20 protein-coding genes and 1 riboswitch are annotated in these 24,336 nt (G+C 44.8%); of the genes, 8 read left to right on the top strand and 12 right to left on the bottom strand.

Going from position 1 to position 24,336, the window contains the following annotated elements; translation table 11 throughout:
• The first annotated feature begins 213 nt into the window (after positions 1-213).
• Together D9A03_RS05430 and D9A03_RS05425 are read left to right on the top strand one after the other, a co-directional pair.
• Positions 214-807, top strand: a complete 594-nt coding sequence (locus tag D9A03_RS05430) for a cytochrome P460 family protein (RefSeq protein WP_120496177.1) — start codon at positions 214-216, stop codon at positions 805-807.
• Between the two features lie 112 nt (positions 808-919).
• Positions 920-2,154, top strand: a protein-coding gene (locus D9A03_RS05425; RefSeq protein WP_120496176.1) for an IS3 family transposase whose coding sequence is annotated in 2 segments (ribosomal slippage) — positions 920-1,262 and positions 1,262-2,154 — 1,236 coding nt in all. Because the reading frame shifts where the segments join, the coding sequence is not laid out codon by codon here.
• A 42-nt stretch (positions 2,155-2,196) separates the two neighbouring features.
• Here D9A03_RS05425 and D9A03_RS05420 read toward each other — a convergent pair.
• Together D9A03_RS05420 and D9A03_RS05415 are read right to left on the bottom strand one after the other, a co-directional pair.
• Complete coding sequence (locus D9A03_RS05420) at positions 2,197-3,798, bottom strand: PAS domain-containing sensor histidine kinase (protein ID WP_120496175.1); 1,602 nt, start codon at positions 3,796-3,798, stop codon at positions 2,197-2,199.
• 348 nt (positions 3,799-4,146) lie between these two features.
• Positions 4,147-5,604, bottom strand: coding sequence for a catalase (locus D9A03_RS05415; RefSeq protein ID WP_120496174.1), 1,458 nt, complete (start codon positions 5,602-5,604; stop codon positions 4,147-4,149).
• Between the two features lie 201 nt (positions 5,605-5,805).
• Between D9A03_RS05415 and D9A03_RS05410 the strand changes: the two genes are divergently transcribed.
• Positions 5,806-6,768, top strand: a complete 963-nt coding sequence (locus D9A03_RS05410; RefSeq protein ID WP_216825386.1) for a hydrogen peroxide-inducible genes activator — start codon at positions 5,806-5,808, stop codon at positions 6,766-6,768.
• 64 nt (positions 6,769-6,832) lie between these two features.
• Positions 6,833-8,263 (top strand): amidase, encoded by a 1,431-nt coding sequence (locus D9A03_RS05405; RefSeq protein ID WP_120496173.1) that lies wholly within the window; start codon positions 6,833-6,835, stop codon positions 8,261-8,263.
• Here D9A03_RS05405 and D9A03_RS05400 read toward each other — a convergent pair.
• The 7 genes from D9A03_RS05400 to D9A03_RS05370 all read right to left on the bottom strand — a co-directional run bounded on the left by D9A03_RS05400 (position 8,260) and on the right by D9A03_RS05370 (position 17,000).
• Positions 8,260-10,419, bottom strand: a complete 2,160-nt coding sequence (locus D9A03_RS05400; RefSeq protein ID WP_120496172.1) for a calcium-binding protein — start codon at positions 10,417-10,419, stop codon at positions 8,260-8,262. The genes D9A03_RS05405 and D9A03_RS05400 overlap by 4 nt on opposite strands.
• Before the next feature lie 406 nt (positions 10,420-10,825).
• Entirely contained in the window at positions 10,826-11,815 is a 990-nt protein-coding gene (locus D9A03_RS05395; protein ID WP_120496171.1) for an ABC transporter ATP-binding protein, read from the bottom strand.
• Positions 11,812-12,789, bottom strand: coding sequence for an ABC transporter ATP-binding protein (locus D9A03_RS05390; RefSeq protein WP_120496170.1), 978 nt, complete (start codon positions 12,787-12,789; stop codon positions 11,812-11,814). The genes D9A03_RS05395 and D9A03_RS05390 overlap by 4 nt, the downstream gene beginning before the upstream one ends.
• A 13-nt stretch (positions 12,790-12,802) precedes the next feature.
• Positions 12,803-13,702, bottom strand: a complete 900-nt coding sequence (locus tag D9A03_RS05385) for an ABC transporter permease subunit (RefSeq protein WP_120496169.1) — start codon at positions 13,700-13,702, stop codon at positions 12,803-12,805.
• Positions 13,702-14,622, bottom strand: coding sequence for an oligopeptide ABC transporter permease OppB (gene oppB, locus D9A03_RS05380; RefSeq protein WP_120496168.1), 921 nt, complete (start codon positions 14,620-14,622; stop codon positions 13,702-13,704). Before oppB ends, D9A03_RS05385 begins: the two co-directional genes overlap by 1 nt.
• Positions 14,623-14,699: 77 nt before the next feature.
• Positions 14,700-16,346, bottom strand: coding sequence for a peptide ABC transporter substrate-binding protein (locus D9A03_RS05375; RefSeq protein ID WP_120496167.1), 1,647 nt, complete (start codon positions 16,344-16,346; stop codon positions 14,700-14,702).
• 306 nt (positions 16,347-16,652) lie between these two features.
• Positions 16,653-17,000, bottom strand: coding sequence for a RidA family protein (locus tag D9A03_RS05370; RefSeq protein WP_120496166.1), 348 nt, complete (start codon positions 16,998-17,000; stop codon positions 16,653-16,655).
• Positions 17,001-17,170: 170 nt separating this feature from the next.
• Positions 17,171-17,286, top strand: a riboswitch (TPP riboswitch).
• 77 nt (positions 17,287-17,363) lie between these two features.
• Here D9A03_RS05370 and thiD point away from each other — a divergent pair.
• The 4 genes from thiD to D9A03_RS05350 are packed head-to-tail and all read left to right on the top strand — an operon-like array spanning position 17,364 to position 20,698.
• The gene (gene thiD / locus D9A03_RS05365) at positions 17,364-18,170 is read left to right on the top strand and encodes a bifunctional hydroxymethylpyrimidine kinase/phosphomethylpyrimidine kinase (protein WP_120496395.1); all 807 of its coding nucleotides are present in this window, start codon (positions 17,364-17,366) and stop codon (positions 18,168-18,170) included.
• A 42-nt stretch (positions 18,171-18,212) separates the two neighbouring features.
• Complete coding sequence (locus D9A03_RS05360) at positions 18,213-18,971, top strand: ABC transporter ATP-binding protein (protein WP_120496165.1); 759 nt, start codon at positions 18,213-18,215, stop codon at positions 18,969-18,971.
• Positions 18,968-19,726 carry an ABC transporter permease gene (locus D9A03_RS05355; RefSeq protein WP_120496164.1) on the top strand — a complete coding sequence of 253 codons (759 nt, stop codon included), beginning with the start codon at positions 18,968-18,970 and terminating at the stop codon, positions 19,724-19,726. The genes D9A03_RS05360 and D9A03_RS05355 overlap by 4 nt, the downstream gene beginning before the upstream one ends.
• 24 nt (positions 19,727-19,750) lie before the next feature.
• Complete coding sequence (locus tag D9A03_RS05350; RefSeq protein WP_254054976.1) at positions 19,751-20,698, top strand: ABC transporter substrate-binding protein; 948 nt, start codon at positions 19,751-19,753, stop codon at positions 20,696-20,698.
• Positions 20,699-20,763: 65 nt separating this feature from the next.
• Here the strand turns inward: D9A03_RS05350 and D9A03_RS05345 are convergent, their stop codons facing one another.
• From D9A03_RS05345 to fdhD, 3 genes are all read right to left on the bottom strand, one after another.
• Positions 20,764-22,074, bottom strand: a complete 1,311-nt coding sequence (locus tag D9A03_RS05345) for an MFS transporter (RefSeq protein WP_162937983.1) — start codon at positions 22,072-22,074, stop codon at positions 20,764-20,766.
• Between the two features lie 419 nt (positions 22,075-22,493).
• The gene (mobA, locus tag D9A03_RS05340) at positions 22,494-23,138 is read right to left on the bottom strand and encodes a molybdenum cofactor guanylyltransferase MobA (protein ID WP_120496161.1); all 645 of its coding nucleotides are present in this window, start codon (positions 23,136-23,138) and stop codon (positions 22,494-22,496) included.
• Complete coding sequence (gene fdhD, locus D9A03_RS05335; protein WP_120496394.1) at positions 23,131-24,114, bottom strand: formate dehydrogenase accessory sulfurtransferase FdhD; 984 nt, start codon at positions 24,112-24,114, stop codon at positions 23,131-23,133. The genes mobA and fdhD overlap by 8 nt, the downstream gene beginning before the upstream one ends.
• Positions 24,115-24,336: the final 222 nt, after the last annotated feature.

Genomic DNA, 24,336 nt, shown 5'->3' with positions numbered 1-24,336 from the left:
AAATCTTCATGTATCGAAATCTTAAAGGGTCGCATTTTGTGCGGCCCTTTTCTTATGGACGAACTTTATTTAAGCACTTGATCTCACTTGATCGTGAAGAGTCTTTACTCCTACTTTTTTACAGGAATGCTATCTAAAAAGGAGAACAAAAAAACATCGAAACGCGGGTAAGGCGGTAATTCGGTGTCAGTCAGGATAATTGGAGATACCCAAATGAAGATCACGTTCAGCTCATCTGTCAAAAGCTTTCTTCTCTCAACACTATTTGTGCCGGCACTATTTTTGGCCCCCACAGCTGTGAATGCTGAGGACATTACCCCTGAGAAAGCTCATGAACACTATGAAACTCTTTCTCCAAAAATGCGGGCTGGTTATGCGAAGTCTGGCCACCCTGTAGCGACTGAGTATTTCAACTGGACGCGTTATACAACTGCTCCGGGGAAATCAAGCACTCACGGTGGACGAATGGTTCATAACTATGCAAACGACATAGCAAAAGCTTATGGCCAATACGAAGAAATGGGAAAACTTCCTGTAGGCGCTATTGTTGCCAAGGACAGTTTCAAAATAGGTAAAAAAGGCATAAAACCGGGACCTCTTTTCTTAATGGAGAAAATGGAGGCTGGTTTTGCGCCAGAAAACGGTGATTGGAAATATACGCTCGTGACCCCAAGCGGTAAGATTTTTGGCGAAACAAATGGTCATAACTCCAAAAAAGTGAAGTTCTGTGCTGATTGCCACAATGCAGTCGGTGAAGATCAAGACTACATGTTTTTCCCTGAAGAAGACTACCGAGTTGTAAATTAGTAGTCAGTAAAGCTCATTAACTATCAAGGCTGAGTGGTGGGCACTCAGCCTTTTTTCTTTTTCTAATGATACTGTCCCGTCCTGAAATAAGTTTACATATTGGAGACTTATAATGGGACATTCAAAGACAGAGCGGGTTAGGCGTAGTCAAAAGGATTATCCTTTAGGCTTTAAATTTTCAGTTGTTGATGAGATAGAAAAAGGCGATCTGACTTATAAGCAAGCTCAGGATCTTTATGGCATTCAAGGCCGGAGTACTTGCTTAACGTGGCTTCGCAAGCATGGTAAACTTGATTGGTCGAAACCTTTGAACCATTTAGCCATGCCAAAGAACAAAGAAACTCCCGCCCAGAAGATCAAACGCCTTGAACGGGCTCTTGAGGATGAACAGCTCAAGAACATTGTTTATGGGGAAATGATGAATGTTATTCACGAAGAATACGGGATTGATCTGCGAAAAAAGTACTTAAGCACACTCTCTGGGTCAGTAAAGAAAAAGGACTGATCCAGCTCGCAAGGGTGTGCCCTTTGTTTGAGAGAAGCCGTCAGTCGGTTTATCAATGGAGAGGTCGGATTGCAGAACGTCATCGTGTTTTATCCCCGGTCAAAGATCTGGTTCTTTACTGGCGTCGTTTTATGCCTCGAATTGGGACGCGTAAGCTCTATCACCTGATCAAGTCTGAACTTGATACTCAGGGGATCAAGCTGGGGCGTGACGGGCTGTTCTCTTATTTGAAGAACGAGCGTTTATTGGTTCCTGTTCGCAGGAGTTACCAGAAAACGACACAGAGTAAGCACTGGCTCAGAAAACATCCTAACCTTTTGAAGGATCGTCAAGCGGATCAGATTGAACAGGTCTTTGTGAGTGACATCACCTATCTCCAGAGTGATGAGGGAACACATTATCTGTCTCTGGTCACCGATGCCTATTCTCGAAAGATCATGGGCTATGAAGTCAGTAATGAAATGAAGACAAGCGATGTGATCAAGGCGTTGAAGATGGCAATGACACAGAGAAGAACAGATAAACCTGCTATTCATCATTCTGATCGCGGACTGCAATATTGTTCTGGTGAGTATCAAAAACTCCTAGCCCAACAAAAGATATCACCCTCTATGACAGATGGATATGATTGCTATCAGAATGCAATGGCTGAGAGAGTGAACGGGATCCTCAAACAAGAGTTCCTGCTCTATAAATGCAAAACCTTGGCTGAACTGAAGAAGCTGGTTGCTCAGTCCATTACAATATACAATCAACTCAGACCGCACTTGAGCCTGGGTATGAAAACACCTGAACAGGTGCACAAAAAAGCCAGCTGCAATACACAGCTGGCTATAACTTAAAAACCGTCAACATATTTCAGGACGGGTCATACTCAAGTAATTTTAAGCTGTCAGTTTTCGCACAGAGGTCTTGGATTGTAATCCCGTCAGGGCCGTTTCCTTTGCAACGACCCGATCGACCGGGAAGTTTAAAACAACTGATGTCCCAAGCCCGACTTCACTCTCAATAGACAAATCACCGCCATGCAAATGCATAAGAGATCTCGCCAAGGATAGCCCCAGGCCGGTTCCCTCTATCGTTTTTGTATAGCTGGATTCACATTGTTCAAAAGGCTTAATAACCCGTTCAATATCGTCTTTGGCAATGCCAATTCCCGTATCAGAAATAACAATCGCGATACCGTTATCTTCATCAACTCGCCTAATCTCAGCTTTAATCAAGCCGCCATCCGGTGTGAATTTCACAGCATTGGTTACCAGGTTAATGATAACCTGTTTAATCAAACGCTCATCAGCAAAAAGATACGGCAAGTCATCACCAAGCTCGGCATCAAGCGTGATATTTTTTACCTTCGCCTGACGCTTTACAAAACGATAGGCAGATAAAATCGACTGGCGCACACACATCACGGTCTCATTTAGTTGAATCTCGCCAGCTTCAACACGCGATAAATCCAGAATATCATTCACAATGGTCAACAGGTGCCGCCCACTATCCAGTATATCCCCTATATATTCGCGGTATTTAGGGTGCGCTATTGGCCCCAGATGTTCTTCGGTAATAAATTCTGAAAATCCGATAATAGCATTTAGTGGTGTCCTAAGCTCATGACTCATATTTGCCAGAAACGATGATTTCATTTGGCTGGCAATTTCAGCCATCTCTTTTGCTTCACGGAGCTGATTTTGAACTTTAATACGTTCAGAAACATCGCGAACAACAGCTGCAAAAGTCTGTTGCTTTCCCTTACCAATCTTTATGATCGTTGCTTCCGCGGGGAAAACTTCACCATTCTCACGCAAACCGGAAATAGCACCTCGTGCCCCCATGCCACGAGTATCAATTGCTCCCGCGTCAAAATCAGTCATGTAGGCACTATGATCGCCGCGATGCTCTTCAGGAATTAGATTATTCAGGTGTTTGCCTAAAATATCATCAGTACGATAGCCAAAAGTATCTTCTGCTCCTCTGTTAAAAAGTGTGAGATAACCATTTTGATCGGTTGCAATAATTGCATCACCAACCCCGGCAACAATACTTCCCATTAACTGTTGGGAAGATTCCAGCTCCCGGCTGATGGAAACCCGCGCACTGATATCACGTACCAGAAAAGTAAACTGCCGCTGAGATGAAATTTCGGTTACAAAAGATCTAAGTTGAACGTCAATCTGATCACCTCCACTGGATTTAATAAAACCAGGAAGAATGATCTCTGACTCAGGCAAGATATCTTTGTCGCAAACTTTTAAGAGCTTGTTTTGATCATCTTCACTAACAGTAAAGACATCAAAAACTGACTGAAAATAAAGATCTTCTAACCGATACCCGAAGCTTCTGCTAACGGCTGGGTTCGTGTATAGAATTTGTCCCTTCATATCGGTGACAAGAACAGCCTCGAAGCTATTTTCGAGTAATATATTGCTCACATTACTTCGTGCTTCCGAAGTAAGAGCATGCTCATTACGACAATGCTCGCTGGTCATACACACAGCCCATTTCAACTTGAATTACCGGGCTTCTATGTTCTCAAACCAATACTAAAGCGCCGTCTCTGTCATCAGAAAGCAAATAGAACATAAAAGATCAATTTAATTTTGAGCATTAACCATATTATTTCTGTAATACTTAAAAAAAAAGAATATTTACCCAAACATCAGCATCAATAAGATGAATTTAAGCAAAATATATACACGCCTAAGTTACTTTAATTTTTATATTCAGTTTCCTTAAATACCGTTGTAATCACTTCGACATAACTAACCAGTTATTCAAATACAAAAAAGGGAAGGCCCGGCGCGACCTTCCCTTTCGTACTGCCTTTGAATAATTTCTTATTCTGCGGCAGCTATCTCTTCAACATTCAAGCCTAATGCTTTGGCAACACCAGCACCATAGGCAGGGTCTGCTTTGTAACAATTCCGAATATGACGATGCTGAATTTCCAATTTTGCACCACCAACAGCTCTTGCTGTGTTTTCGAACAGAGTTTGTTGCTGCTCAGCAGTCATCAGTTGGAACAAAGCACGCGGTTGAGAATAGTAATCGTCATCCTCTCTGTGGTTCCAGTGATCTGCCGCCCCTTCGATTGACAAAGGTGGTTCAGCAAAATCAGGTTGCTCGTTCCATTCATCCTTCGTATTAGGTTCGTAACCAATCCGACTACCACCATTACCATCAACACGCATTGCCCCATCACGGTGATAAGAATGAAACGGGCAACGAGGGGCATTAACGGGGATCTGGCTATGATTGACACCAAGACGATAACGCTGGGTATCACCGTATGAGAACAGACGCCCTTGCAGCATTTTGTCTGGCGAGAAGCTAATACCAGGAACAACATTTCCGGGGTTAAAAGCAGACTGCTCAACTTCCGCAAAATAGTTTTCAGGATTACGGTTCAGTTCAAATTCACCGACTTCAATCAACGGATAATCTGCTTTTGGCCACACCTTCGTCAGATCGAACGGATTGACATGATAAGACCCCGCTTCTTTTTCAGGCATCACCTGAACAAAGAGTATCCATTTGGGGAAATCACCATTTTCGATTGCATCAAATAGATCCTTTTGATGGCTTTCGCGGTCTTGGCCAACTAGCTCGGCAGCTTCCTGATCTGTAAGGTTTTTAATACCTTGCTGGGTTTTAAAATGGAATTTCACCCAATAGCGCTCATTATTAGCACTGATGAAGCTAAAGGTATGACTACCAAAACCATCCATATGACGATAGGTCGCCGGAATCCCCCGGTCACTCATGACAATTGTCACTTGATGCAGAGCTTCCGGTAAACTCGTCCAGAAATCCCAATTATTATCAGCACTGCGCATGTTTGTTTTTGGATCACGCTTTACAGCATGGTTTAGATCCGGGAACTTCATAGGGTCCCGAAGAAAAAATACAGGAGTGTTATTTCCGACAAGATCCCAGTTTCCTTCTTCTGTATAAAACTTCATTGCAAAACCACGAATATCTCGCTCGGCATCAGCCGCACCACGTTCACCTGCGACTGTCGAAAAACGAAGAAACATTTCCGTCTTTTTACCGATTTCAGAAAAAATCTTGGCCTTAGTATATTTTGTAATGTCATGCGTTACTGTAAATGTACCGTAAGCAGCAGACCCCTTGGCATGCATACGTCTTTCTGGAATGACCTCTCTGTCAAAATGAGCCATTTTTTCCAAAAACCAAACATCTTGTAGTAGAGCTGGACCACGCGGGCCAGCGGTCTGGATGTTCTGGTTATCTACAACCGGAGCACCGAATGCAGTTGTAAGTTTATTTTTCATGCTGCTTACCTTCTCTCCTTGCCCCAGCCTTAAATAAAGCTGGATTTTGATTAAATCTACTTCATCCGGCCTGTTGTGAAGTTGAAATTATTTTTACTTATATTGTCTGGATTGCGCCGGTCGATGAATAAACATTACGCCCTTGATTTAAATCGATCCAACAAGTTATTATGATCACAATAATTGGAAAAATCGATTAATATGCATATACCTACTTTAAAGCAGCTAAAATATCTGGTTGAGCTAGAACGCCATGGTCATTTTGGACGGGCAGCAGATGCTTGTTTTGTCACACAGTCAACACTGAGTGCAGGTATTCAAGAGCTTGAGAATTTACTGGGTTGCAAACTCGTTGAACGGACCAAACGCCGGGTTTTATTCACTGAGCTAGGCAATGACATTGTTCTTCGTGCAATCGAACTCATACGCGGTGCAGAAGATATTGCAACAATGGCACGACACAGTGCGGAAACCCTCAGTGGAGATCTAAAACTTGGTGCGATTCCAACAATTGCCCCTTATCTCTTGCCACAGACACTTCCCCAGTTACGTACAGAATATCGGGACTTGAAGCTCTACTTGGTCGAAGACGAAACTTCTCGGCTCATTGACAGGTTAAGAGCAGGTACAATAGATGCCGCCTTGATGGCTTTTCCCTATAGCGACCCCGGTCTGGAGTGGGTAGAGCTTGCTGAAGATCCCTTTCTTCTTGCCCATCCTATTGATCATCCTATTGCCACGATGGATGCCGCACAACGGAACCGCCTGTTGCAAAGTCAAGCTCTGCAAAGCCAGTTGATCCTTCTCGAAGAGGGGCATTGTTTACGTGATCATGCTTTGGCTGTTTGCCATATGACAAAATTAAAACCGGGTCAAACACTACAGGCATCAAGCTTGCTTACACTCGTACATATGGTCGCAAACGGCCTTGGTGTCACTCTTTTACCTGCACTCTCCTGCCAATCATCACTACTCTCGGGCACAAACGTGACACTAACACCTCTGGAAGAAAACTCAGGTCACAGAAAACTTGGCTTGGCCTGGCGGAAGAGCTCAGTCAGAAAGACAGATCTCAAATTACTCGCCGAACAACTTGCCCAGACCGCACAGAAACAAATCAATTCATTTCTGTCCAAAATGCTATCGACCAAAGAAGCCGGATAGGTATAAGCTAACCGACACAATCTCTCATTGATCCCCTTCTCTATTGTTTTCTCTGGACCTCAAAATGCCTGCAAACAGCACAAATGAACTCATCAATGCCACCGCTTGTGCAATAAGAGATCGCCTTGTGCGCAAGGATATCAAACCAACAGATCTGCTCGATGCGCTTGAAGATCGAATTCAAAATGTGGATGGTCAGGTTAATGCCTTGCCAACGCTTTGTTTTGAACGTGCCTGCGATTTTGCAAAAAAACTTGAAAACAAGCCAATTGAAGAGCGTGGATTACTAGCAGGTATTCCCGTCCCAGTGAAAGATTTAACCGCAGTAAAAGGCGTACGGACAACATCTGGCAGTCCGATTTTTGCAGATCGGATACCAGATTGGTCAGATATTTTGGTTGAAACAATGGAAACAAATGGTGCCATAGTCTATGCCAAATCAAATACACCAGAATTTGGCGCCGGCGCACATACATTCAACCCCGTTCTGGGTACAACCAGAAACCCGTGGGATCTATCAAAATCAGCCGCTGGTTCTTCTGGCGGTGCCGCCGCTGCTCTCGCCACAGGATGTGCTTGGCTGGCTCATGGTTCAGATATGGGTGGGTCACTTCGTAATCCGGCAAGCTTTTGTGGGGTTGTCGGCTTACGCCCCTCTATGCACAGATTGTCCGACGGACCGGGAACATCGCCGTTCCAAACTCTATCCATGCAAGGGCCAATGGCACGAAATGTAGCAGACACAGCTTTATTGCTGGATGCTATGGTTGGCTTCAAAAATATGAACCCCTTGGCACAACCAAGCCCCGAAAATAGCTTCCTGTCTGTTACCAATCAAAAAATTAAACCTACAAAGATTGCATACAGTCCTGACCTCGGTGTTAGTCCGGTTGATCCAGAAGTTGCTGAAATATGCAAAAGCGCCGCCCTACAGTTCGAGAATGCTGATGTCATTGTTGAAGAGAAAACACCCGATCTCAGTGATGCTCCCGAAGTATTTAAACGCTTGCGTGGTTTAGATTTTGTTGTCGGTCTGGGACCTCTTTTAGATCAACATCGAGATAAGCTAAAAGAAGACATCATCTGGAACATTGAATACGGACGCTCTTTAAGCGCAGAAGATATTGCATGGGCAGAGCGCAAAAGAGGCGAAATTTACTACTCCATGCGACAGTTTTTTACTGAATACGATCTGTTGATTTGTCCCACAACCATTGTTCCACCTTTCCCAGTAGAGCAAAGATATGTGGATGAATGTGCTGGCCAGAAGCTGGAAACTTACATTGACTGGTTGGCAATAGTATCGACGATAACGCTCACCGCATCTCCCGCCATTTCAATCCCCTGTGGTCTGACAAGAACGGGACTGCCAGTCGGACTACAACTTGTTGGCAAACCACAAGGTGAAGGGCCTTTGCTCTCTGTAGCAAACCTGTTGGAAGAAATACTCCCCAAGATACAAACACCTATTGATCCAAGAAACAAACCTACTTAGACAACATCAATCATAATGCCATGATCTTCCAGATCCTGTAATGAATCCAATGTATTTCCAGCAGTTCCCAAACCTCTTAAAGTAACGCTATCCCCGTTACCAAATGTAATATCAACGTTGCGACCTGCCCCACCATCTGTAACAGAAACATCGCCCAAACTATCAAGAGCCGCTAACGGATCAGCAGGATTACCCAGATCGGTAAGAATATCTGAAAGAACCAGTGTGTCTCCAGCCTCAAAATCCATTATGGTGTCTCGCCCTTCAGCAAAACTGTTACCAGATCCATCAAGTGAGATATCAAAAACAAAACGATCATTTCCCGCACCACCACGAAGAACGTCGTTACCACTACCGCCAATCAATATATCTGCGCCATCACCACCAGCAAGGTAGTCATTTCCCGTGCCACCAATGATAATATCATCACCGGATGAACCAACAACATGGTCGTTACCGGCACCAGCATCTATGCGATCAACACCTGTAAGCGTCGTGTTGCTCAGATCAATATGATTRCGCGCCGATGTACCGGACAGAACATTTGTCCCTGTTCCAAGATCAATTTCCTCAATGGAATCTGATTTGGTCAGGTGAGAAACCACAAGTGTCTGATCRCCGTCGCTGCCTTGAATCTTATCGGAGCCTGTTCCACCTCTGTAGCGATCAACACCCTGATCATTGCCATCAACAAGAAAAGTATCATTACCGGCACCACCAGCAAGGTAATCATTTCCGGTACCACCAATAATCGTATCATCATCGGATGAACCAACAATATGATCGTTACCGGCACCAGCATCTATGCGATCAACACCTGTAAGCGTCGTGTTGCTCAGATCAATATGATTACGTGCTGATGTACCGGACAGAACATTTGTCCCTGTTCCAAGATCAATTTCCTCAATGGAATCTGATTTGGTCAGGTGAGAAACCACAAGTGTCTGATCACCGTCRCTGCCTTGAATCTTATCGGAGCCTGCTCCACCTCTGTAGCGATCAACACCCTGATCATTGCCATCAACAAGAAAAGTATCATTACCGGCACCACCAGCAAGGTAGTCATTTCCCGTGCCACCAATGATAATATCATCACCGGATGAACCAACAATATGATCGTTACCGGCACCAGCATCTATGCGGTCAACACCTGTAAGCGTCGTGTTGCTCAGATCAATGTGATTGCGCGCCGATGTACCGGACAGAACGTTTTCGCCACCGCACCCATTAATTTCCTCAATGGAATCGCCGCGTGTCAGGTGACTTACGGTGATTACATCGTCCCCTTTGGATCCGTGGATTGTATCTTTTCCAGAACCACCGCTAAAGCGATCAACCCCCTGATCATTCCCCTCAACAAGAAAGAAATCATCTCCTTCTTGCCCATAAAGTCGATCATTTCCTTTGCCGCCAACAATCACATCAGCAGAATCTCCACCATAAATTCTGTCGTGTCCGTCATTACCTTGAATTTCATCTGAACCAGTCGTACCACGTAGCACATTATTCCCATTTGTCCCCTGAATGAGATTCAATGCATCCGGAAGTTTTAACGAACAATCTTCTGGGTCTGGTGTTACTGGGTCTAGTCCCACAACTGTTGTATCAGCATTTGCTTCAGCCACTTGTGGAAGCAAGTCAAGCTCATCGTCTTCTCCATCAATCAGATCGAGTGATAAAGCGTCTACCCCATCAAGAGCTTCGCTTGTAGATAATCCATCAAGGTTCTCGCCCAGTTCATCGTTATAGGTCGAACCCCCGCCACCTTGCGCTGTGAGGTTGCCTCCCGCCGCAGTTTCCAAAGGATCTTCGCCATTCAATGATGCAAGTAATTCGAACAAGGCAAGAATATCAATTGCTTCACCATTGGCGTTGATGATTGGCGTAATCCCGTCTTCATAACCGGAAAGATTAAGGAAAGTAATTTTACTTTCATCTGGGAAGGATAGTGTCAACTGACCTTCAGAACGGCTTGAGACCTGAGCGTTAGATAAATCAAAATCAAGATCGTAAATCTGTCCTGGCTGAGCTTCGACCACAAAGCTTTGCCCTGTATCAGGCTTGCCGACACGGGTCACAGCCTGACCACTATCTAGAAGATCAGTTTCAGGATTATCAGAGTTTACGATTTCTGTTTCGCTTACGGTGCCAGCCATCTAAATCACCAAGAAGTAATAAACATTATTTACACTACATGGTGATTATAACACTAGTAACAACAAAAATTATTAACGGAATTTACTTATAAGTAATTATACTTATACTTAATATATGTTAAATATATAGTATTTTTGTGTAAAATTTTAAATAAAATCAATACATATATTTTTCATTAATTTTCAAATAGATAAGTTTTTCCCAATATCAAAACTTTTCAATTTTCCAGATAAATAAATCAACTTTGAAGTATTCACATAAATATAGATAAAATACGAAATAAAAGAATCGCCTTTAAAAGATAAAAAATAAGGTCACACTCCAGCAAAAGAGTGTGACCTTATTAACTTTTAAGCTTGCTCGTTAGACGCCAAAAGTGACTCTAAACTAAAACTCCTTGCCTGCTTATTCTTCAATAAAGTGGCATGCGGCTTCCCTGTCTCCTGCAAAGGACTTTAAGCCCGGAACTTCCGCTGCACATATATCCTTGGCAAAGGGACAACGCGTTCTGAAAACACAGCCTGATGGCGGGTTTAAAGGACTAGGTAAATCGCCCTTCAAGGCCACGTGCTCTTTATTGCGTTCAATCTCTGGATCGGGGATTGGCACAGCAGAAATCAAAGCTTTGGTATAGGGGTGCAGGGGCTTAGCATAGATAGCATCCCTGTCCGCGACTTCCATCATCCGACCGAGATACAAGACCATGATACGGTGGCTGATATGACGAACAATACTCAGATTGTGCGATATGAATATCAGGCTAAGCCCGAATTCTTTTTGCAATCCCATCAACAGATTAACAATCTGCGCCTGAATAGAAACATCCAGTGCACTCACAGCTTCATCACAGACAATAAGCTTTGGTTCAAGAATCATCGCCCGTGCAATACCAATACGTTGGCACTGACCACCAGAAAACTCGTGCGGATAGCGATTGACCTGCTCGGGAAGAAGGCCGACCTTCGCCATCATTGCCTTGACTTTTTCCTTTACTTCGGCTTTCGACAGCTTGGGGTAATGGGTAATCAAAGGCTCACCAATGATCTGTCCAATTGTCATACGAGGATCAAGAGAAGCCAAAGGATCTTGAAAGATAACCTGAAGATCAGAGCGCACATTTCGGAGCTCTTCCGATTTCATGTCGCCCATTTCCTGACCAAACCAGGCAACCTTTCCGTCGGTTGGCTTTAAAAGGCGTAAAACGGCACGTCCAAGCGTGGACTTACCACAGCCAGACTCACCAACGACCCCCAGTGTTTCGCCCGCTTTGACCTGGAATGAAACACCATCAACGGCTTTCAGTAACCCCGGTTTTTTGAAAAGCTTGCCACTTGGGATCGAAAAATGAACTTTGAGATTCTTTACATCAAGAAGGACTTCCTGTGACATACTCATGCGACCTCCTCCTCTCTATAACAGGCATTATGACTTCCGCTCGGCGTTTCAAATAACGGCGGGCGCTCACAAAGACATCGATCTTTCACATGAGCACACCGCGGTGCAAAGGCACAACCTTGCGGCAAACGCTGCAGGTTTGGGGGTTGTCCGGGAATGGTTACCAGTTCATTGTCATGCGTTTTTTCATCCAGTCTTGGTGTTGAGGCCAAAAGCCCCTGGCTATAGGGGTGACGCGGGGCAGAGAAGACTTCATCAACGGATGAGCGTTCGACAATGCGCCCGGCATACATAACGTTTAAAGTGTCACACAATCCAGCAACAACGCCCAGGTCATGGGTAATCATGACAATTGCCGTATTGAACTCACTTTTCAGTTTTCGCATCAAGTCAAGGATTTGTGCCTGAATAGTCACATCCAATGCCGTTGTTGGCTCATCAGCAATCAACAGGGCTGGCTCACACAACAACGCCATCGCAATCATAACACGCTGACGCATGCCACCTGAAAATTCATGCGGATACATATCAAAGCGTTTCTTCGCTTCGGGAATCCCCACCTTTTCCAACATACTAAGGGCTTCTGCTCTCGCAGCTTGCTCCCCCATACCTTTGTGCAAAACCAAAACTTCAGTCAGCTGTTTTGACACTTTCAGATAAGGGTTCAGCGATGTCATCGGGTCCTGAAAGATCATGGACATTGACTGTCCACGGATCTTGTTCAACTCATCAGCATTCAAGCCAATCAACTCACGTCCCAAAAGCTTGGCACTACCAGTCGTTTTCCCATTCGAAGCCAATAACCCCATTATAGAGAGGAAAGTTTGGCTTTTACCGGACCCGGATTCACCAACAACACCTAGTGCTTCGCCCGCTTTAATCGTGAAGTTCATATTATTCACGGCGTTCACGGGGCCTTCTGGCGTTGAAAAAGTTACAGAAAGGTCTTTCACCTCGAGAATAATATCACTCATTTTTCAGACCTCCCTAGCGATCACGAGGATCAAGCGCATCACGCAGACCATCGCCAATAAAGTTAAAGCAGAAAAGGATGATTGCCAGCGCACTCGCCGGGAACAAAAGTGTCCAAGGCGCAGATTCCATCTGTTGGGCACCTTCTGAAATCAACACACCCAGACTTGTCATCGGTTCTTGCACACCAAGACCAAGGAAAGAAAGGAAGCTTTCGATCAAAATCACCTGCGGAATTGTCAAGGTTACATAAACAATCACAGGCCCCAGTGCGTTGGGAATAATATGTCGGCGGATAATATTAAAATTACTGACACCTGAAGCACGTGCAGCTTCGACAAACTCTCTGTTTTTGATCGAAAGTGCCTGACCACGAACAATACGTGCCATTGTTAGCCACTCAACCGCCCCCAATGCAGCAAAGATCAGGAAGATGTTTCGTCCAAAGATTACCATCAACAAAATCACAAAGAACATGAAAGGCATGGAGTACATAATATCCACAAAGCGCATCATGATATGATCTGTACGACCACCGATGTATCCGGAAATCGCCCCATAGGTAACACCAATTACCAATGAAACACCTGTTGCAACCAGACCAACAAGCATAGAGACACGAATGCCATACAAAGTTCGAACAAAAAGGTCGCGGCCATTGGTATCGGTGCCAAAGTAAAAGCCTGCCTCCATGTCCGGGGCTGCCTGAATGTAATCCCAGTAAACTTCATCAAAGGGATTAGGATGTATCCATGGCCCCACAACAGCGATGAGAACGATAGTTAAAAGGACAACACAGCTAACGACTGAGGCTTTGTTTGTCAGCAAACGCCTGAAAGCATCCTGCCAAAGACTGCGACCCTGTATCTCTTTTTCAACGGAGCCCGCGCTATTCATTCCTATTTCAACAGCCATTATCCCATCCTCACTTTTGGATCGAGGAAACCATAGATAATATCAACAATCAGATTGAACGAGATAATCAACGTTCCATAAAAAATCACAACGCCCATTACGAGGGTATAGTCACGGTTTAAAGCCCCCTGTACAAAGTACCGTCCAATGCCCGGAATTCCGAAGATTTGTTCTATTACAACAGAACCGGTAATCACAGCAGCTGAAGCCGGCCCCAAATAGGAAACAACAGGTAACATGGCAGCCTTTAATGCATGGCGACTAAGCATCAAACGTTCAGGCAAACCTTTTGCCCGCGCAGTTCGCACAAAATTGGATCGGAGAACTTCAATCATTGATCCACGAGTCAAACGTGCGATATAGGCAATTTGTGGCAAAGCCAATGCGATAATTGGCAACACAGCCTGAGACATACCATCGCCCCACCCCCCCACAGGAAGCATGTGTAGATAAACACCAAAAACCAAGGTCAAGAGAGGCGCCATAACAAAGTTCGGAATGGTAATTCCAGTCATCGCCGTCGCCATTACAGCATAATCTATAAATGAATTTTGTTTGAGCGCCGCAACGGCACCAAGTGACACACCGACGGTAATCGCCAGAAAAATAGCGGTTAATCCGAGTGTTAATGATACAGGAAAACCAGATGCAATAAGCTCGGTAACCGAGAAATCTCTATATTGAAAAGAGGGTCCAAAATCCCCCTGAATAGCGCTCCCAAGATAGTATAGATACTGCTCCCATAAGGGATCATCCAAGTGATAAACTGCATTCAGATTTGCAGCAACTTCCGGGGGTATCGTGCGTTCTTTATCAAATGGTCCGCCTGGGGCTGAACGGATAAGAAAGAAGGCAAGTGTAACAATTATAAGTAGCGTCGGAATAGCCCCGGCCAGACGCTTTAAGATAAACGATAACATATATTCGTCCTGACAAAAAAGTCCGGCGCGCCACCAACGTGATGACGCGCCGAGTTTTATTGGGAAACCGGGACTTCCTATTTCTCGACAGTGATATACTGAGAACGGATGTGATCCATCACATTACTCTGCCAGCCTTTCACATATGGCTTAACCATACGCTTGGTCACATAGTGATAGATTGGTGCAACTGCGTTCGCTTCCAAGAAGATTGCTTCAGCTTTCATCAGCAACTCTTTGCGTTTGGTTGCATCCTGCTCTAGGCCAGCCTGCTTAAGAAGGCTATCGAATTCAGGGTTATCAAAACCAGTGTCGTTCAGGCCTGAATCTGACAACCAAAGTTCAAGAAAGGTATTTGGATCATTATAATCCCCGATCCATCCTGCACGGAAAGCCTGTGTCACTTGTTTTTGCTTACGAGTTTCCAGATAGACTTTCCACTCTTCGTTTACCAAGTTTACTTTCGCACCAAAAGCTTTCTTCCACATACTTGCAATCGCAATTGCGATCTTCTTATGGTTATCATTTGTGTTGTAGCGCAACTCAATTTCAATCGGATTGTCTTTGGAATAACCAGCTTCTTCATAAAGTTTCAGAGCAGCCGCGTTACGTGCTTTTTGATCACCAGCTTTAAAATCAGCATAAACGGAGTCATAACCAGTAACACCTGGAACAACAAAAGCGTAAGCAGGTACTTCGCCTGCAGTCACGATTTTTGATGTCAGGATTTCGCGATCAATAGCCATAGAAAATGCTTTACGCAATTTCGGGTCATTGAAAGGTGGTTTTGTCATATTAAAACCGTAGTAATAAACGCCGAGATAGTTAGATACAGAGAATTCATCAGCCAAGTTCTCTTTAATCCACTTGATTTGGTCGTTTGGAACTTCGTAAGTCCAGTCCAATTCCCCAGCACGATACCTTTTTAGTTCTGAAGTCGGGCTTTCCGTAGGATGATACACAACCTTATCAAGCTTAACGGTATCTTTATTCCAGTATGTATCAGATTTTTCAGCAACAATACGGGATTGCGGGGTCCATTCAGTAACTTTGAATGCGCCATTGGAAACCATATTCTCTGGACGTGTCCAGGCTTCACCATGAGCTACCACCGTTGCCTTATGAACCGGATAGGCAACCGAGTGTGTGATCATACCCAAGAAGTAAGGCGCAGGACCTTCCAACTGAACTTCCAGCGTCTTGTCATCAGCAGCTTTTACACCAAGCTGTGCTAACTCCTTTTCTTCACCGCCAGCAATTGCTTGCGCATTTTTAAGAGGATATAGCAAGAATGAGTATTCAGATCCAGTTTTGGGATCAACTGCGCGCTGCCAAGCAAAAACAAAATCATGTGCTGTTACAGGATCGCCATTGCTCCACACAGCATCATCACGGATTTTAAAGGTAAATTGCGTCCCATCATCGCTAATTGTCCAGCTTTCTGCCTGACCAGGGATAATTGAACCATCAGTGTTTTCAGCAGTCAAACCTTCGAATACATCACGTAGAATGTGTGCAGAAGGAACACCCTCTGAAATTTGAGGGTCCAGTGACCCTGGTTCTGCACCATTACCACGGTTAAAGACCATTTCAGCAGATGCCAATGAAGGTGCAACCAATGCAGTTGTGCCAGCTAGAAGAGAAACGCCAAGTGCCACAGCACGTGTTGTTTTTACAAATGTTCCGTCAGTTAGGAACCGTTTGATGCCTGATTTGAACTCCATAACTCTTTCCCTGTTGTTATCGTTCGTTGTGCGCGCCAGATAAACTTATATCCCTGCGTGTAATTCACGCAGGGTGACCTTCTTTTCGCTCAATAACAAGAGGAGGTCCTTGTTTTAGATTAACTCCGCAAGAAACGTAGCGAAATAGCTATTTTTCTTTATGAATTGATCAAAACTGGCGAGCATTTAGGCATTATACTTTATACAAAGATGAGAATCCAGCCTAAGTCGCTTAGGTCATAAAAAAAGCTGCCCGATTCATCCCATCGAGCAGCTCAAAAGCGACTATATACCCTTGATATACGACTATTTTGCAGCCGTAATAATAATTTCAACACTGAGTTCTGCACGTGCAAGTTTAGCTTCCCCACAAGCACGGGCAGGTGCATGCCCTTCCGGAACCCAGACATTCCACACTTCGTTTAATTCTGCGAAGTATTTCATATCACTTAACCAAATCACGGCTTGAAGAATTTTGCTTTTGTCACTCCCAACAGACTCAAGGCATGTGTCAATTTTGTTTAAAATTTCTTTTGTCTGTTGAGCAACGGATTCTCCCGCCGTTCCCACTTGACCTGACAGATAAACTGTATTGCCGTGCTCAACAATTTTACTGGACCGTGCCGTCGTGTCGTGACGGATAATTTCACTCATTTAAATCACTCCCTTTAAAGAAACACACCCCTGCCAGATTTCTCTGTGGGTTGAGAAAGTCTATATGCCTGTAAATCACCCCATAGGTCCAGATTTGACTATGATATAAACCAGACAATTCAAAAATAACTTTCCCTCTTGCCAATTTTTAAAAGCACCGCATAATTCAAGGAATCTCGTCGGGGTGCTCAATCATGCAATATGTTGACTGAGCTGAGAGGCTAACGCTAACCCGCAGAACCTGATCCGGTTAATACCGGCGGAGGAAATTGAGATGCTGGGATTGACAAGAGCCAACAATCCACAATCCCCAAAATGGGAACAGCATCAACAACTTCCTCTGAGCATAAAACGGAGGAAAGCATGTCTGCATCAATAGCTCTTACAATCGCCGGATCAGACAGCGGTGGTGGCGCTGGTATTCAGGCTGATATAAAAACTATGTCAGCTCTGGGTGTTTATGCTGCATCGGTCATCACTGCCCTGACAGCGCAAAATACCTGTAAAGTGCATTCAATCTTTCCGGTATCGACAGGTTTCATACAGGACCAGCTATATACAGTTTTTGAGGATCTAAACATCAAGGCTATCAAAATAGGTATGCTGGGCACCCCGGATATTATCAGTTCTGTTGCAGATGTTCTGAAACACTTTCCGCAAATCCCAGTCGTCCTTGACCCTGTTATGGTGGCAAAAAGTGGCGACAAACTACTTCAAGATGATGCTGTTGCCAGTTTAAAGGAAAACCTGCTACCTCTTGCAGAAATCATTACCCCTAATCTTCCGGAAGCAGCTGTCTTAACAGGAGAGAAAGAACCAACCACCATCGAAGAAATGAAAGCCATGCTCACAGCCCTTCAAGCCATCATCCCCAAAGCCATTCTTCTGAAAGGCGGACACCTTGGCGGAGACAAAAGTGATGATTTGCTCTTTGACGGACAAACTGAGATCTGCCTGAGTTCGCAGCGTATAGATACTAAAAATAGTCACGGAACCGGTTGTACACTCTCTGCTGCCATTGCAGCAGGAATTGCTAAAGGTCTCTCGCTTCTGGAAGCCGTTAATGCTGCCAAAGAGTATCTAACCGAGGCTCTTCGCCATGCCGATAAGTTAGATATAGGAAAAGGTCACGGCCCCGTTCACCATTTCCACGCCAATTGGAAAGCTTAAACACAACGTTTTTACCAACAAAATAATAAATTGTGTTTAATAATGCTCCATACAGCAGGCGACATTCATATTCAAAACTTCTGCCTTTCTTATAAAGAAAAGCAAGTCTTCGAAAACTTTTCTCTCTGCCTAGAAGGCGGAAAGTGGAACGTATTACTGGGGCGTAGCGGCGTTGGAAAATCATCATTGCTAAAGGCTATTGCAGGCCTTCTTCCGCCCTCGTTTTATAAAGGAACAATCAAAACAGCAGATGGCTCTTCTTTATCCGGACAAATAAGCTGGATGACGCAAGACGCCCTGTTGCTTCCCTGGCTCAGTGTTTTACAAAATGCTCTGATTGGCAACAAGCTGAGACAACTTTCTGAGAGAGACGCAATTAGCGATAAACAAGCAAGATCACTATTGTCGGATTTAGGTTTGGAGCCATATCTGGATATGAAGCCAGATAGTCTGTCTGGCGGTATGCGACAAAGAACAGCCTTGGCAAGAACCCTGTTGGAAGATCATCCAATTGTTCTTTTGGACGAACCCTTTTCTGCACTGGATGCCATAACGCGTGCAGAAATGCACGACCTTACTAGTCACTATCTGACGGGTAAAACCGTTGTCATGATTACCCATGACCCTCTTGAAGCACTGAAACTCTCTGACATAATCTACGTCTTAAAAGGCCCTGTAATTAAGAGTGCAGAAACATTAACGCCGTCCTCTAGACCGCTACGTAACATCAAAGACAGTTCTCTATTGCAAGAGCACGAAGTGCTGATGAAGCAACTATCTGATAGCAAAGCCCTGTCATGATAAAATTCATCCGCCCTTTCGCCATCATCACTGGGCTTTTGCTCGCTTGGCAGGCTCTTGTTTATATCACAGAAGCACCACCCTATATCCTGCCCGATCCTCTTGCCGTGTCTCAAACTCTGTACAGGCGCCTTGACACATTGATCAATCACGCTGGAATAACTTTTCTTGAAATTATTCTTGGCTTTCTTTTTGGTAGCCTGCTGGGTTGTTGTTCAGCCCTGATCCTTGCCACAGTCAAATCAGCCCGGGACTGGCTGACACCAGTCCTTGTTATCACTCAATCGCTGCCCGTTTTTGCGCTCGCCCCCATCCTTGTTTTATGGCTGGGCTATGGCTTGCCATCCAAGGTTGCCATGACGGTTTTGATCATCTACTTCCCGGTAACAGCCGCCTTTTACGATGGACTAAGACGCACCCCAAAAGATTGGCAGGCATTGGCCAAAGTAATGAACGCAAAGCCAATGGCTTTTCTCATACATGTTCGCATCCCTCTTGCTCTACCATCTTTGTCATCAGGCCTACGCGTCGCCATGGCAACAGCCCCGATTGGCGCCATTGTTGGTGAGTGGGTCGGATCATCAGAAGGTTTAGGTTACCTGATGCTTCATGCAAATGGCCGTATGCAAATTGATCTGATGTTCGCCGCCTTGCTCATCCTCTCAATAATGGCTGTCTCCCTCTACCTCACAACAGACCATCTCTTACACAGACTTCTCCGGCATCTTTCACTAGATGACCACAAAACACGATAAATAACCTTACTTAAGGATTTTATGATGCTACGAAAAATTACTGTTGCGGCATTCGCCTTGGGCGGCTTGTTAAGCCTTTCCTCACAAGCAATTGCCAACGAAAAGCTAACTGTCTTGCTCGACTGGTTTGTGAACCCGGATCACGCCACGCTTGTCGTAGCCAAGGAAAAGGGCTTTTTTAGTGAACAAGGTCTTGATGTGGATCTGATTGCCCCTGCAGATCCGAACGATCCCCCGAAGCTGGTCGCGGCAGGAAAAGCAGAGCTCGCTGTTTCCTATCAACCCCAACTTCACTTGCAAGTCGCCGAGGGACTTCCTTTAACACGTGTGGGCACGCTGGTCGCAACACCTTTGAATTCTCTTGTAGTTCTGAAAGACAGTCCAATCAAATCCATTGCTGATTTGAAAGGCCGTAAAGTTGGTTATTCCGTTGGTGGCTTCGAAGATGTCATTTTGGACGCAATGCTTGAAAAACATGGCTTGGATGTAAAAGATGTTGAGCTAATCAATGTTAACTTCACGCTGTCCCCTTCGCTTATCTCTGGCCAAGTCGACGCTGTAATCGGGGCTTTTCGAAACTTTGAGCTGAACCAGATGGACATCGTCAAAAAACCGGGTCGTGCTTTTTATGTGGAAGAAGAAGGTGTTCCCTCTTATGACGAACTTATTCTTGTGGCGAACAATCAGAATGTAGAAGACCCACGCTTCCCTCGCTTCCTCAAAGCATTAGAACAAGCCACCACCTATCTGATTAATCATCCGCAAGAAAGCTGGGATCTTTTCATTAAAGCTTATCCAGATCTGGACGACGAACTGAATCGAAGAGCTTGGAAAGATACCCTTCCGCGGTTTGCCCTACGTCCCGCAGCCTTGGATGAAAGACGTTACAGTGATTTTGCTGATTTCTTGAAGGCCAAAGATTTGATTAAGGAAACCGGTGACGTATCAAACTATGCCGTCACCATTAAGTAAAAAATCTTTACCATGAAACCAAATAAGGACTGCCTATCCAGAGCAGTCCTTATTTACATTTTATATCACTTAAAAGGATTTTGCTTTTCTTTGGCAAAGAGTACCAAAATGGCAGCAACAACCAGCCAAATAATCATAGGAATGAACCCGGCCTCAAAAGCAGGAACATTATAAACACGTTGCCCGGCTTCAGTTGCACCACTCCAGTTCAAATCAATTAGAATGCCTGTCAGAGGCTGTAAAACCATAGGACCAATCATAACGCCCGTATTACACCAGCCTAACGATGTTCCCTGCAGACGGGCCGGAACTGCTTCTTTAGCCCAAGATAATCCGACAATCATCACACAGCTTCCTGATGCTGCCGTCAATAACCCCAAACCAAGAACGACTATTGGAAGATCAGGTATCTGTGTAACCACAAACCATCCCAATGCAGCAATAAGTGCCAGAACTGTAAAAGGTAACTTCCGTTTCCCCGATGCATCAGACCAATGCCCCAACAAAACACCACTCCCAGCCCAAACAAGCAAGGTCACAGTGGTTATCAACGCAGCCTCAGATGTCGTAAAACCATAAGCAACTTTGAGAAAAGGCACGCCCCATAGCCCACCAAAGGTAAGCATTGACCCAGCCGATGCCCCGCATGCCAGCGTCAAAAGAAAAACTGTCCGATAGGTAATTGCTTCTTTTAAATCGGCTAGTATGGATTGTTTGGGTTGCGTTTCATCGTGCTCATGACCATAGCTTTTATAACCGAGATCCGTCGGATCATCCCGCAACCAGATCCCTGTTGCCAATGCCAGTAAGCCAGTAATGCCAGCAAAACCAAGCATGACATAACGCCAGCCAATCAACTCAATCATTTGCTGTAACGGCGCGCCGGCAACGACAGCCCCCAGATTGCCGGATAAAAGCCCTAGACCAACCAGCAATGCAAAACGCTTAAGGTCAAACCAATGCAGGGCGATTTTCATCATTGTGACAAAGGCCACAGCAACTGAACCACCGATCAACAGACGACCAAAACTAATAATCCAGTAATTAGGCGCAAGCGCAAAAATCGCCGTCCCAATTGCAGCAATAACCGCCCCCGTGGTTAAGAGTTTTCGGGGACCGAAACGGTCTGCCATAACCCCTACAGGCACCTGCATAACGACATAGCTATAATAATAGAAACTCGCCAAGGTTCCCAAAGTTGTTGCCGTCAACCCAAACTCTATGGTCAGAGGTTCCGCCATAACACCAAAGGCAATACGATGAAAGAACCCGATCAAAAAGAGCATCGCACCCAACAACCACATCAACCATGACAGGCTGGCAGGGGGTTTTTCCAAAGGCGTCGGACGCTCAGACATAACAACAGATTGCGACAAATGAATTTTCCCATAACAGAAATGCGAAGAAAGAACTGGCCGAGTAAGAAGTATTTCAGCCTCTATCCACAAACGGGGGAGTTTTGAAATTAATCAAATCATGTAACTGATATCAGCACAGTAGACAAAGAAATCAAGCTGATTTCACATCAACTTTATAGCCAAACAAGAATTTATATCCCAAACTCATTTCAGAGCACATAATCTCACCTGGATGAAATATCCCCCAGAATAGTACTCTTTGTAAAGTTTGGGATATAAAAGACTGGCAAGCTTCTAATAGGCATAATTTCAAGAAAATTAGCAAAGCCTATTGTTACACATTCAGGTTCGCAAAAATGCCAAGCATCTGAAAAGGGATGCCATGCTTGTTAGGCGCATACCTAATCACACAACACGCCTAACGTTCTTTCATATATCTATTTTTGCCTATCCAATAAACTCTCAACCCTCACCAGATCGTCCGGTTTATTCGCGTTATAGAAGGGATCGAAAGACTCATTCCCAATAACAATATCATCAAAAGAAACATGACAAATTCCATGTCGTTCGGTCCAGCGATCAACCTTACGCATTTCTTCCTGCACAATTGCCTGTCGTAAATCATCACGTAATGCGACAGACCATAAGCCAACAACGGGATGCGTTCGACCGTGCGACATGGCACAAGCCAGAGGCATGCTCTGTTTTGTAGCCTCGGATCGTAATCTTTCCACAAGATCCATTGGAAGAAAGGGGGCATCACACGGAACAGATACCATCCATTTCACATCAGGTGCATGTGCTGCGACCCATTCCAACCCTGTCAGGATACCAGCCAAGGGCCCGGGGTTATCGCCAATAACATCTGCCGCAACAGGTAATGAAAATGCCTTGAAACGTTGGCTATCACCATTGGCGTTTAGCACCAACGGCCCGACTTGAGGCTTAATGCGCTTAACAATACGAGCAAGCAGGCTTTCGCCGGCCAAGGATTTCATCCCCTTGTCACCGCCGCCCATCCGACGAGCCAAGCCACCCGCTAAGATGACACCCGCAACATCATTCTCGTCAACATCAATCATTGATCTGACTTTCTTTAATTTCAGTTCCTTGGGCTTTAGTCTCTGTTCCTCGGGCTGCGGCTCTTTGATGTCGGGGATCTTCATCTTTCAAATCAATGGCCTGATGGTCGAATACAATCCGATCCTGTCCAGCAAGGGCCGTAAAACGCTTACCTTTGGCCCGACCTATTAATGTAAGCCCAGCTTCTTTTGCCAAGTCAACGCCCCAAGCCGTAAAACCGGAACGGGAAATCAGTACGGGAATACCCATCTGTACCGTTTTAATGACCATCTCTGATGTCAAACGACCTGTTGTATAGAAAATCTTGTCCGATGCTGTAACGTTATTCAAAAACATGTAGCCCGCAATTTTATCGACGGCATTATGACGCCCAACGTCTTCGATATAAATCAAAGGCTGGTCGCCCTGACACAAAACACATCCATGTATCGCACCAGCTTCCAGATACAGACTGGGCACCATATTGATCTTGCGGCTGAGTGCATAGATCCATGATGTATGTATTTTGACATCATCAGGAAGTTTTATATCTTCAAATTTTTCCATCAAGTCCCCAAAAACGGTTCCTTGGGCGCAGCCAGATGTGCGGGTTTTCTTCTTGAGCTTTTCCTCATAGTTGGTTTCACGTTCAGTACGAACAACAACCAGATCAAGTTCTTGATCCACGTCAATCGACGTGATCACATCATCACGGCGCAACATGTTCTGATTTAGAAGGTACCCAACCGCCAGGTAGTCAGGGTAGTCACCAATGGTCATCATTGTCACAATTTCCTGACCATTCAGGAAAAGTGTCAACGGTTTCTCGACCACAACAGGAATTTCTATAGTATTGCCATCCTGATCAGTTCCCACCACTGCTTCTGTTAAACCTTCCTTGGCGGGATCGGGCCTCAGAATAAATTCGTCCAGCGTTTTTGCATCCGCTTTCGCCACACGATGGCGCGTCTTTTTTCCCTGATCGATATTTTTCATTAGACGGTCCACAACAATCTTCATAGCTCTCTTATATCTTGTACGATTTACACTTTGTCAGACACGCGCATCACATTGAATATACTATGTCGAGTTTTCTTTTCGGGAACAAGCAAAGCCCTGATAGAGAATAGCTATCTTGTATAAGGATGACATATCACTGCCGCCGTTTTAACAATGCTTTCAAATTTAAACCCAAACGAGAAACATCAAGTCTTTCCA

It is taken from the genome of Kiloniella sp. EL199 (assembly GCF_900313065.1).
Taxonomy (GTDB): Bacteria; Pseudomonadota; Alphaproteobacteria; order Kiloniellales; family Kiloniellaceae; genus Kiloniella.
This window is presented reverse-complemented; position numbering and strand designations above follow the sequence as displayed.